This is a genomic window from Chitinophaga sancti (genome assembly GCF_034087045.1).
Lineage (GTDB): Bacteria > Bacteroidota > Bacteroidia > Chitinophagales > Chitinophagaceae > Chitinophaga > Chitinophaga sancti_B.
Genome location: NZ_CP139247.1, coordinates 6,431,475 through 6,445,188, shown reverse-complemented (window position 1 = coordinate 6,445,188; position 13,714 = coordinate 6,431,475). Strand labels below are relative to the sequence as shown.

The window sequence follows — 13,714 nt, the reverse complement described above, 5'->3', positions numbered from 1 at the left end:
TAGTAAATATTTTTTCTCAACCTACGCCTGAAGTTACCCTGTGTCGTTAAGGTAGGACTCCTTAATCATTTTCGGGGATGCCTGTGAGGTGATATGGTAGCGATTTTTCAGAAGTGAAAAATTCTAATGTAATCATGTATTTAATAGCCTATTGACCCTTTTAAGCAGATTTGTTAATCTGTCTGAATGATATCATTCCGGCATTTTCGTGCTTATGCCCCATCGTTTTTTATTCAAAAATCCTTTTTTATGTAAATGATAGTTAGCTCATTTATAGATAAAAAATAACCCGATCAGAATAATCAATGAGAGTGCCCTATTCTTTTGCACGCCACCATGCCGGATAAATAATGACGCAATAAACTAGCAAATGGCAACCTATTTGAATGATGTCGCTATCATAGGGATGGCATGCCGGTTCCCTGGAGCGAGCAACTATGAACAATATTGGAGGAATCTGATCTCCGGAATTTCCAGCGTACAGGAGATTCCCGCTACGAGATGGAGATGGGAAGACTATCAGGGAAATCCCTTAACTGAAAAGAATAAAAGCAACAGCAAATGGGGCGGTTTTATAGATGATGTTGATCGTTTCGATCCCGGGTTTTTTGGACTTTCCGGGAAAGAAGTGGAAGCAATGGACCCGCAACAAAGGATAATGCTTGAATTATCGTGGGCTTGCTTCGAGGATGCAGGTATCAATGTAGCTCGTCATTCGGGAGCCAAAATAGGAATTTATACAGGCGTCTTTAATTTTGATTATAAAGAGATACAGGAGAAAGGGAACAATAATAGTATCGAAGCGCATCACTCGACGGGAACAGCGGCTGCTATCATACCTAACCGGCTTTCCTATTATTATAATTTCAGCGGACCGAGTGTGCCGGTGGACACTGCATGTTCTAGCTCCCTGCACGCCATTCATTTGGCCATCCAATCACTGCAACAAGGGGAATGTACAATGGCCCTTGCAGGTGGCATCAATCTTATTCTTACACCTACGCGGCATATTTCTTTCTCTAAAACAGGGATGTTATCTCCCACCGGATCATGTAAAACATTTGATGAAAGTGCTGATGGGTACGTAAGAAGCGAGGGCGCGGGATTTCTGTTACTGAAACCATTAACAAAAGCACTGGAAGACGGAGACACTGTTTATGCCGTCCTGAAAGGAAGTGCGGTGAATCATGGCGGCAAAAATTATACGTTAACCTATCCCAATCCTGATGCACAAGCAGCGGTGATTAGGGATGCCATAAAAAAGGCAGGCATTGGAGCTGAAACGCTTACTTACATTGAAGCACATGGAACAGGCACTCCCAAGGGAGACCCAATAGAATTTAAAGGACTTCACAAAGCATTTGAATCTGTATCGGGAAACGGAGCTACAGCCCTAAAACCTTTTTGTGGCGTGGGGTCCGTGAAAGCAAATATCGGACATCTCGAATCGGCAGCAGGTGTGGCCGGTGTGATAAAAGTTGTTTTGGCGATGAGGTACGGGCAGCTTCCCGGACTACATCATTTCAAAAAACTGAACCCCCGCATTTCTATTGAAGACAGTCCATTTTATATAGTAGATAAATTGCAGGAATGGGAGCGTATTGTAACGGCAGATGGTAAAATGCTCCCTCGCAGGGCCGGCGTTAGTTCATTTGGATTTGGTGGTACCAATGCGCATGTGATACTGGAAGAAGCGCCTGTTTTACCTTTATCGCCGGGCGCCGCTACTGACTTCCCGTTATACTTAATTTGTTTGTCGGCCAAAACAGACCAGGCATTAAAACGTAAGGTGACTGAACTGCTACAATGGCTGGAAGTGCCGGGGGGCGGGGTTAGTATTAAAGACATTAGCGCCACCTTGTTGGCGGGCAGGGAACATTTTGACATACGTATCGCTATCCTTGCTGCTGGTATTGAGCAGTTGAAAAGTGTGCTGGAAACAATCAGTGAAGGGAAAAGTTCTCCGGAATACTATAGACGAAAAGCAGATATCAAAGATTTACTGAGCCCTGTTTTGATGGAAGAAATTAGCAGGAATATCGTGAGGGAGCTATCAGCCGATAGTAGTATCAGTAAGGAATCATATATACAGAAGATTAAAATACTGGCGGAATTATATACACATGGTAATACGCCGGATCTGAATAGTTTATTTGTTGGGCATGATATCTCGCGGATTGCTTTACCTACTTATCCATTTGAAAAGGAACACTACTGGACAGGAGAAGAGGAGGTAGAAAGTAGTACTGCGGAAAAGGAAAGTCTGCGTTTTTCATGGCTTCACCCTTTGTTGCACAGGAATACATCCGATTTCTCAATGCAACAGTATACGGCTGTTTTTAATGGAGACGAATTTTTTTTTAAAGATCACGTTGTAAGTGGATTAAAAATATTGCCCGCGGTAGGATGCCTTGAAATGGTAAGGGCTGCAGTGGAAAACGCGACGGCCAGCCAACGGCAGGATAGGTCAACCATTGTTTTAAAAAATGTGGTGTGGGAACGACCAGTGATTGTACAGGATGAGCCACTGGAGGTAAACGTTTCACTCATTCCTGTAGCGGCAGATGAGATAACCTATGAAATTTATGCTACACCTGCAACTGCAACTGATAAAATAATATACAGCGAAGGAAGTATCAGTACGTTACCGGCATTGGCATCGCCGGTTATCAATTTGGAAGAACGTTCCCAGGTATGCAATAACCTGCGCTATACGGCGGAGGAATGTTATGATGTTTTCAGTAAGATGGGCTTTACATACGGCCCGGGACACCGATTGCTGGACCATGTGATGTTGGGAGATGATCAGGTGCTTGGAAAAATCTCATTAACTGCAGCTATGAATAATAGTTTGCAGCAGTATGTATTGCACCCTGGCCTGATGGACGCTGCGCTGCAGGCGGCACTTATCCTGGCCGGAAGACAACGCGGAGGAACAGATGCCGCCCCACAACTATTATTGCCTTTCGCTTTAAAACAAATAACTATTTATAAAGCCTGTACCGCGGGGATGCGGGTCTGGGTGAGGTATAGTCATGGCGAAAGAAAAAATGAAAAAATTCATCACCTTGATATTGATATCTGTGATGAAGCGGGAACTGTTTGTGTTGCAATGAAGGAAGTGGCTTTTAGAGCTGGTAAAATTACCGCAGACCATGCGATAGGTGGAGCGGATGCAATTTTTACTCCAAGGTGGTTGCCCGCTGCCGATATAGGTCAGCAATTGCCGGAATTACCTGGTAAACATATCATATTGTTGTGCGAACTGGAAAATGTTCCTGTCAGAGAGCTGGAAGATATGTTGGGGGGCGCTGTATGCCGGCAGTTGGAGTCAGACCAGCAACACCTGGGTACAGCGTATACGGATTACTGCATGGCAGCATTGGAGGCCATTAAAAATATGCTGCTGGAAAAGTCCAACAGGAATATATTGGTGCAGATCGTTGTTGGTACTAACGGCGATACCAGCGTTTTTGCAGGTTTGTCAGGCTTGTTGAAGACAGCCCAACAGGAGTATCCATCGTTAAAAGGACAGTTGATAATGGTACCGGCTGTTATTTCAGCAGCAGTACTGGCAATACAGCTGAAAGAGAGTATGCGTTTACCATCGCAGGATATCAGGTTCCTGGGTAATCAACCAGAGGTATTATCATGGGAGGAACTGCCTGCGACAGATGAAACCATTGTACCCTGGAAACCGGAAGGAGTGTATCTGATTACAGGTGGAATTGGCGGCGTGGGATTAATTTTTGCAAAAGAAATGCTCCGTGTTTGTAAAGGTGTAAAACTGGTACTGAACGGGCGCTCTGCATTGAGCAGAGATAAACAACGGGAGTTGGAAGCCCTGCAATTATCAGGAGACGTTGCTTATATGCAAGCGGATATCAGTAAGGAGGAAGACTGCCGTCATTTAATGGAACAAATTCAATCCTTATATGGCAGGTTAACTGGTATTCTTCATGGAGCCGGGGTATTGCGGGATAGCTTTATTATCAAAAAATCAACGGCTGAATTACAGGACGTTTTTTCTGCCAAAGTAACCGGATTGATAAATTTGGATAGCTGCAGCAGGCAAATGAATCTTGATTTTTTTGTGCTGTTTTCTTCGGTGTCCGGCGTGTTCGGGAATACGGGCCAGGCGGATTATGCGATGGCGAATGTATTCATGGACAGGTATGCGGAGTACCGTAATGACCTGGTAAAAAAAGGTGTTTGCCAGGGAAAAACAATCGCAGTAAACTGGCCCTTATGGCAACGGGGCGGTATGCAGGTAGATAATGCCACCTTGCAGTGGATGAAAAATAAAACCGGTATGGTGCCTATAGCAGCCGATACAGGTATCCGGGCTTTATATAAGATCATAGCCAGTGGAAAATCCCAGGCACTGGTGTTAAAGGGAGATATAGACAAAATAAAAACTATACTTATTCCGGGGCGTCCCGCAAAAAGCGTGTCACAGAAGATACTACAAGCCTATCTGGTAAAAACAGTTGCTGTTTTACTCAGTGTTCCTGCAACAGAAATTGACGTTGACGCGGAATTTATTGAATATGGATTGGACAGGGTTGCAATGGTGGCCGTTACAGATCAGCTGAATAAAACATTTCAGCTGAAACTGACGGGCAAGTCGCTATTGGACCTTCTTACGCTCCGAGAGGTGGTGCAATACCTGTTGGAACAAATGGACAATGATTTCATTGACCAATTAGACCGGTTTGCGGCAGGGGAACCAATCAATGAAACGCCCATTCCGGCTGAGGAGCAGCTGGTTTCTTTTACAGAAGACCAGTTGCAGGAGAAAACGGAACAGTACCTGATGAAGTTTCTTTCCAGGGTGCTGAAAGTACCTACCAGCAAAATGGAAGCCGGTGCACCCATGGAAAAATACGGGATTGATTCGGTGATGGTAATACAGTTAACAAATCAACTGGAGGATGTGTTTGGTCCCTTATCCAGGACATTATTTTTTGAATACCAGCATATCAAATCACTGGCAGGGTATTTTATCGAAAATCATCATAAGCAGCTGCTGGCATTGCTGGGGCAGCATAAATCTGTACAGCAGGAGCATCCGCAAAAGCAAATTACAAATGTTGCTCATCCGGCCGCTACGGTTAAGCCTTTGAAAAACCGGCTGATACCAATAGCTGTGCCTGAGCAAAAATTGAATCAGTATCTGGTACCGGAGCCGGAGTCCGACATCGCTATTGTTGGTCTGGGCGGCCGGTATCCCCAGGCTGCCGATATAGCGGCTTTTTGGGATAACCTGAAAGCAGGGAAGGATTGTATTACCGAAGTACCCAAAGAAAGATGGGACCACAGTTTATATTATGATGCGGATAAAAATAAACCCGGAAAGGCGTATAGCAAATGGGGCGGTTTTATAGACGGGGTGGATCTGTTTGATCCCTTATTTTTTAATATCTCTCCACGGGAGGCAGAGCGGATGGACCCGCAGGAGCGTATTTTCCTGGAGTGTGTGATGGCCACGCTGGAGGATGCAGGCTATACCCGTGAAACGCTGGCGGCGAACCGGAACAATGGCCTGGAGGGCAATGTAGGCGTCTTTGTGGGTGTGATGTATGAAGAGTACCAGCTGTATGGTCTGCAGGCAGGTCAGGAAGGACTGTCACCGGCACTGTGGGGCATTGCATCTTCTATCGCTAACCGGGTATCTTATTACTGCAATTTTCATGGTCCCAGCCTGGCTGTTGATACCATGTGTTCTTCTTCACTGACAGCCATTCACCTGGCTTGCCAGAGTATTATCAGGGGGGATTGCGAGCTGGCGATAGCTGGTGGTGTCAATGTTTCCGTCCATCCTAATAAATATATCTTCCTGAGCCAGGGAAGATTTGTGTCCAGCATTGGTCGTTGCGAAAGTTTTGGCGAAGGAGGAGATGGTTATGTGCCAGGTGAAGGCGTAGGAGCGGTGTTGTTAAAACCATTGTCTAAAGCTATTGCCGACGGAGATCATATCTACGGTGTTATCAAAGGCAGTGCTGTTAATCATGGCGGTAAAACCAATGGTTATTCTGTGCCCAATCCGGGAGCACAGTCGGGCGTGATCAGCCATGCATTCAAAAAGTCAGGTGTTGATCCCCGCAGTATCAGTTATATAGAAGCTCATGGTACCGGCACCTTCCTGGGTGATCCGATAGAGATAGCCGGATTAAATAAAGCATTCCGGGAGTTTACGTCAGATAAACAATTTTGTGCTATTGGCTCAGCAAAATCCAATATTGGGCATTGTGAGAGTGCTGCTGGCATAGCGGGGCTGACAAAAATCCTGCTCCAGCTAAAACACCGGCAACTGGTACCGTCTTTACATTCGGCTGTATTGAACGTTAACATCGATTTTGCCAATAGTCCTTTTGTGGTGCAGCAGGAGCTATCCCCGTGGGAGCGGCCCTTATTGGAGAAGAACGGCCGTATGGAGGAATGTCCGCTGCGTGCAGGAATCTCTTCATTTGGCGCCGGAGGCTCGAATGCACATCTGGTGATAGAGGAATACCGGGTTACGTCATCTTCACCGGCATCCACAGCTGGCCCATATATGCTGGTCTTGTCAGCCCGTACGGGAGAACGTTTAAAAGCCTATGCGGAGCGGTTATTACATTACTTCACCTCTCCTGCAGGGGAGTCGCTGCAGGATATCGCCTATACGCTGCAAACAGGCCGTGAGGATATGGAAGAGCGTATGGGTATGTTGGTGCACACCCGTGAAGAAGCTACGGATAAATTACAACGATATATAGCCGGGGAAGAAGATATAGAAGATCTCTATACGGGCCAGGTGAAGAAAGATAAAGAGAGTTTATGGTTGTTGACTGATGAAGATTTTCACCAGGGTGTAGTCAGCTGGATCCGGAAAGGGAAGTATGGCAAGTTACTGGAGCTTTGGACGAAAGGATATCATCTGGACTGGCATCTTTTATATCCATCCGGAATGGCGAAGAAGGTGAGTCTTCCTACATATCCCTTTGCACGGGAACGTTACTGGTTCAGTAAGAAAGAAACTACGGTAGCTGCCCCTGTTATTGCTGCTACCGGGGAGCTGCGTTTTTTAACGAAAAGCTGGCAACCCTTGTCTGTCCGTTCTCAGCGCGCGAGAAAAGGGCGTATACAGATCCTGGTAACCGCCGCCACCCGTTCATTAGGCGCAGCGGTGGCCGCTCAGCTGGTAAACAGCGACGTTATTGGCATAGAAGATATTGGCCGCTGGGATGCAACTAGTGAGGGACTGATTGACCTTACCGGCTGCGAAGCGCAGGCAATGCCCGGGCTGCACTGGTTACCCGTTATCCAGCAATTTATAGAAGAGAAATCCCGGGAGGGTATCCGTTTACTGGGCGTGACGTTTGACCTGGAGCGGTATGGAAACAAAAAAGTTCAGGTATCGGGAGCATTGCATGGGGGTTTGTACCGCATGCTGGGCGCGGAATACCGGCAGGTAAGTTCCTGCCACCTGGACGTGTTGTCTGAAGTGCCGGTGTCAGTAGTTGCGGAGCAGATAGCGGCAGCGTATCTGTTTGCCGGAGGCCATACTGAAATCAGTGTCCGGGAGGGCCAATATTATACAAGTGTTTTAACGGAACAAACACTGAAAAGCAAAGCGGAGAAAAGCATTGTTTTCGGAGAAAATGAGGTGTTATGGATCACAGGAGGTACCAGGGGGATAGGTTATTTGTGTGCGGAACATTTTGTACGGCACTATGGTGTTCGCCGTTTGGTACTAAGCGGTCGTGAAGTGCTGCCAGCACGTGAGGAGTGGGCCCGTGTGATTGCGGCAAACGGAGCACAGGCGTCGAAGCTAAAAGGTATACAACACCTGGAGTCGCTGGGAGCTACGGTCGAAATTCTTACTGTAGACATCACGGACGCTGCGGCAGTATCTGCACAGGTGACGGCTGTTAAAACCCGTCATGGCCGGATCGTCGGCGTTATCCATGCGGCGGGGGTTATAGACGCGGAAACGCCTGCGTTTATAAGGAAAACCCAGGCTGGAATAAACGCGGTATTGTCTGCTAAAGTAAAAGGACTGGAGGTATTATATGGATGTTTGCGGGAGGAGCCGTTACAGTTCTTTGTGATGTATTCTTCCGTCTCATCACAGATACCGGTATTAGGTGCCGGTCAAAGTGACTACACGATGGGCAATGCTTATATGGATTACTTCGCGCAGGGCCATCAGGAAGGTTTCCCTGTGTTAAGTATTCAATGGCCCAGCTGGAAAGAGACAGGGATGGGAGAGATAAAGAATAACGTATATGCACAGACGGGATTACTGAGTCTGAGTAATGATGCTGGTTTGTCATTGCTGGATGATATCCTGGCTGACGGAAGTCATCCTGTGATTATGCCGGCGATTGTGAATGTATCGCAATGGTCACCTGGTAGTTTGCTGGAAGTAGCTACTGTAAAACCACAGATCCGGGAAGCCGCAGCCACGGCGGTAGCGGTAAAAAATACAACCGTTGTTAAAACGGACCAGATTACGCCAACAATAGATTGGCTAACAGAAATATTTACCCGCGAGTTAAAAATAGAGAAGAGCCGTTTTGAAATAAGCCGGTCGTTCCCCGACTACGGAGTAGACTCCGTGTTGTTATCCCAGATTCTCGGACAAATAAATAAACAATTAGGCGAACAACTGGACCCTTCTGTATTAATGGAATACAGCAGTGTAGAGGAGTTGTCGCGTTGGCTGGAAAAGAAATATTCAGCCTCCCTGTCAGCGTTGTTAACAACACCAGAACCGGTAGCAATGGAGCAGTTAGCGGAAGCGCCGGTAGTATCCTTGCCTGCTGCTGCTATCTCTGTTGCTTCAATGCAGCCATTGCAGGAGTTAGCGGAAGCGCCGGTAGAATCCTTGCCTGCTGCTGTCTCTGTTGCCTCAGTGCAGCCGTTGCAGGAAGAAGCGATTGCAGTAGTCGGTTTATCCTGCCGTTTTCCGGGAGCAGATAACCTTGCCGCTTACTGGCGTTTGTTGTCTGAAGGACGGTCTGCAATTTCAGGAGTGCCCTATGAACGCTGGGGATATAAGAGTGATCATGTGGCAGGGTTAATAGATAAGATGGGCTACTTCGATGGGGCCTATTTTATGATATCTCCTGAAGATGCAAGGGCGATGGACCCACAGGCTTTGTTGTTGCTGGAAGAGAGTTTGTTTGCATGGCATCATGCGGGTTATACCTTGGCAGACATCAAAGGAAAACCAATTGGGGTATACATTGGTGGCCGTAGCCAACACCGTCCGTCTGACGAGCTTTTACAGGAAGCCCAAAACCCGATCATGGCGGTAGGCCCCAATTATTTAGCAACTAATATCTCCCGCTTTTTTGATTTACGGGGTCCTGCCCTGGTGGTGGATACTGCGTGTTCATCAGCCCTGGTAGGCATGAACCTGGCGGTGCAGGCATTGCAGAGCGGAGAAATAGAAGCGGCGTTAGTAGGAGGAGTAGGATTGCTGGATACGGATAACGCCCACCGGATATTTGCTCAGCGCAATCTGTTAAGCAGCGATGGGCATTTCCACATCTTTGACCAGCGTGCCGGTGGCGTAGTACTGGGAGAAGGTGCCGGTACGGTTATCCTCAAACGGGTAAGTCAGGCAGTGAAAGATGGCGATGAAATTTATGCTGTCATCAAAGGTATTGCGATCAATAATGATGGGAGAACGGCAGGTCCTGCCACACCCAATATACAGGGACAGAAGGAAGTAATGAGTCGCGCATTGTTGCGCAGTGGCATCGCTGCCAGCGACATCAGTTATATAGAGGCCAATGGCTCCGGCTCGGAAGTGACTGACCTGCTGGAACTGAAGGCCATATCCGCCGTATATGGTGGCACTGCTGCCTGTGGACTGGGCTCTATGAAACCCAATATAGGCCATCCGTTATGTGCGGAAGGAATAGCCGGTTTTATCAAGGTGGTGCTGATGCTGATGCATCAACAGCAGGCGCCCTTTTTATCCGGTCAGCAGGGATTAGCACATTATGATCTGTCAGCTACTCCATTTTACTTTAACCGGGAACTTCAGGATTGGAAAGGAAATATTGCAGCATTGAATTGTTTTGCAGATGGAGGTACCAATGCACATGTCATTATAGCTGCCGCAGATGAGCAACTGTTGACAGGACATATCAAACGCCGCACGCCATTGCCTGTTCCCATACTTCATCGCAATGATACCTGCTCTGGTGTTGATCACACAAAGGTGAAAGATATACCGGAAGTAGCGACAGAAAATATAATCAGTATCTGGAAAAGTAAAATATTGCAAGCTTAGTTATGGAAGATCGTTTTCTGATAAGTTTTGATAACCCTATTGTAGTGCATCATAAGGTGCATGGTCAGCATATCTTACCAGGATTGGCATACATTGATATCCTGTATCAGCTATTCAGGGAACACGGTTATCAATATACGAATTTGAGTCTCCGGAATCTGTCTATATACAAACCGTTGATCGTTACAGCGTCATCTGATGTGCTGTTGCATATTGTTTGTACAAAAAATGAGGCAGGTTTATGGGATATACGTATTAACGGATTTGGGCAACAGGATGGTGTAACCCTGGGTGATCCAGTGCTATATGTAACGGCTGAAATGGATACTACTCTCGTATTTGCAGAAGATACTATAGATATCAATGCCATAAGGCAGCAAAGTGAAGGAAATACGCAACTGTGGGATATTTATGCACACTTCACCAGGAATGAACTCGTACATACAGGTCTTATGCAGGCGAGGGGAGATATTTATAAAACTGGTGATGCATTAGTAATGGAGGTGACGCCGGCCCATAGTGCAGTGCAGGTATCTGAAAAATTTATGTTTAACCCGATATTGATAGATGGCAGCGGTGTGGGGTGTTTGGGGATGATATTGCAACAGTTGGAAGAAGAACATTTGTTTCTTCCTTTATCCTTTGAATCATTTTATGCAACCGCATTGCTGCAGCAGCACTGTTTTACGAGATTTCGTCATTCCTCATTGATCCGGAAAAAAGAGTTGCTCTATATGACGCTCGAATTTTTTAATACTGCCGGAAAAAAAGTAGGTGAACTGAAGAATTTTGTTTGCAAGCTGATACGTAACAAAGCTCCTTTTCTCCCGGCAGAAAGTATGCACACACACCAATTATCCGCTCATGAATCACTGCATGTCTTTTTAAAAAATATCATCGCAAAAAATCTGAATAAGGAAGCAGCTACTGTTGGCATAAACGTAAGTTATTACGACCTGGGTTTAGCTTCTTCCAATATGCTGGAGATTATTCATTTGATTAAAGATAAAATGAATATCTCGCTGCCACCTACGTTGTTGTTTGAATATACCACGATAGCGGAACTGTCTTCCTATTTATTGGAAAATTACACCGTGCCAGCCATTGCTGGCGATGAAAAAACGGCCGGAAAAGAGCAGGTCATCGCGAACCATCAGGACGGAGGGAGAAGTCCCCTCATACCGGAAAGTACAGCAATAAAGCCTACAGATGTCGCTATCATAGCAGTAGAAGGCCGTTATCCGGGGGCGAATAATATAGCCGCTTTTTGGGAGAATCTGAAGGCCGGAAAAGATTGTATCACAAGCGTTGATAGATGGAATGAAGCATGGTACGAAAGCGTGCCTGCGACATTTAATAAGAAATATTGCTACTGGGGAGGGTTTATCGATGACGTTGACAAATTTGATCCGGCATTTTTTAATATATCTCCCCGGGAAGCCGAAATAATGGACCCTATGCAGCGTCTTTTCCTGGAGGCTGTCTGGAACCTTTTTGAAGGGGTTGGGTATACGCCGGAAATATTGCGTAATAAATATAATTCTAAAGTAGGCGTTTATGCCGGGGCAATGTATCAGCAATATCATCAGTTTAATGATGATATTAACAAGGCCGCGGAAGCTTCTTTATATACATTCAGTGCTATTGCTAACAGGGTATCTTACTTTTTTGATTTGCAGGGGCCCAGTATGGCAATCGACAGTATGTGTTCTTCCAGCTTGTCAGCCATACATATTGCCTGCGAAAGCCTTATTAACGGAAGCGTACAACTCGCGGTGGCAGGTGGTGTGAATCTTTCCCTGCATCCGCTGAAATACCTGGGGTTAACGCAATTGGAGCTGGTGGGCAGCAGTGCCGGCAGCCGGAGTTTTAGTGAAGGGGATGGTTATTTGCCCGCAGAGGGAGTAGGCGTTGTGCTGTTAAAACCATTGAGTGCAGCCATTGCTGATGGAGATCCGATTCTGGCGGTAATAAAATCTACTGCGGTTAGTCACGGTGGACGGTCAAATGGCTTTTCTGCACCTAATCCTAAAGCACAGGTAAAACTGATGGAAGATAATTTTTCCAGGGCCGGCATTGATCCGCGTTCCATTAGTTATGTGGAAGCTTCTGCAAACGGATCCCAGTTGGGAGATGCAATAGAGATATCGGCTCTGAATAAGTTCTACGGCAGGTTTATTAAAGAAAATAATTTTTGTGCAATAGGTTCGGTAAAATCCACTATCGGGCACGCGGAGGCTGCATCGGGTATGTCTCAGCTTACCAAAGTATTACTGCAATTACAACATCAACAATTCGTGCCGTCTATTGCAGGCGGGATAGTAAATCCTGATATTGATTTTAGTGCCGGCCCGTTCTATTTGCAGAAAGAACTTGCCGCATGGCCACGGCCGGTATCCGATATCAACGGCGTATTGCAGGAGCTGCCAAGACGTGCCACTATTAGCTCTTTTGCTGCCGGGGGCTCCAACGCGCATGTAATCCTGGAAGAATATATTCATCATACTGAAGTACAAGCTCCTGCTATTACGGAGGATGTACCTGTATTGATGGTGTTTTCAGCGAAAGATGCTGAAGGGCTGCGCGCTGTAGTGCAACAGTCGGCAGATTACATAACGGGGAAAGGGACGATAAGTTTACCTGATATGGCCTACACTTTACAGGTGGCAAGGGAAGCGATGCCATACCGGTTGGCAGTAATCATTAATGATCAGCAAACATTGATGGAAGCGCTGGGTGTATACCTGTCTTTGGCAGATATAAAGGATTGCTCCTATCCGCTTTTTGCCGGTAATCCTGCGGTTTATAATCCTGATGAAGCACTGCATGCGGCAGCGCTGCGTAAGGGAGATGCTGAGCAAATAGCCCGGCATTGGGTGCGGGGAGGGATGGTTGACTGGGAACTGCTGTACAAAGGAGCAAACCGGAAGAAGCTGTCGCTGCCAACCTATCCGTTTAAAAAAAGTAGCTACTGGATGCCTGGCCAAATTTCTCCGGCCGGCAATAAGGTTGTTGCGACGCAAAGAAAACAGCCATTTGAAATAGATAAGGCGCAAAGCCGGCTGCAGAATGCGCAACAGTTTATTATTCATTTTTTGTCGCAGGAGTTGAGTCTGCCTTTAGTGCAGCTCACTATCCAAAAGGATTTACATGAATTGGGTGTTAACTCACTCATTGCTGTCAGGTTGTTGAGAGGAGTGGAGAAATATTTCGACATAAAGGTCTCCTTTAAGTCATTGCTGGAATATAGAACGATTGCTCAGTTGGCAGCTTTTGTTGCCGGTAAAGATAATGATAACGTGGAGAGTGCGCCTCTTGTACAACAGGACCATGATCAGCAGGATCAGGCGCTGATAGAGGCACTTGAAATGTTCAGGGAAGGCGTAGTGGATTTTGAAGGTATAAAGGATTTAATCGGATAAA

2 protein-coding genes are annotated in these 13,714 nt (G+C 46.4%); both read left to right on the top strand.

Annotation, left to right across the window (positions count from 1 at the left end; all coding sequences use genetic code 11):
- Positions 1 to 370 precede the first annotated feature (370 nt).
- Positions 371 to 10,291: an SDR family NAD(P)-dependent oxidoreductase gene (locus SIO70_RS25825; protein WP_320575658.1), complete on the top strand. Its 9,921-nt coding sequence runs from the start codon at positions 371 to 373 to the stop codon at positions 10,289 to 10,291.
- A gap of 2 nt (positions 10,292 to 10,293) precedes the next feature.
- Positions 10,294 to 13,713 carry a beta-ketoacyl synthase N-terminal-like domain-containing protein gene (locus SIO70_RS25820; protein WP_320575656.1) on the top strand — a complete coding sequence of 1,140 codons (3,420 nt, stop codon included), beginning with the start codon at positions 10,294 to 10,296 and terminating at the stop codon, positions 13,711 to 13,713.
- Position 13,714 lies beyond the last annotated feature (1 nt).

Excerpts from the sequence above, each read along its gene's own strand:
- SIO70_RS25825 (WP_320575658.1), top strand. The coding sequence starts at position 371 with ATGGCAACCTATTTGAATGATGTCGCTATCATAGGGATGGCATGCCGG.
- SIO70_RS25820 (WP_320575656.1), top strand. The coding sequence starts at position 10,294 with ATGGAAGATCGTTTTCTGATAAGTTTTGATAACCCTATTGTAGTGCAT.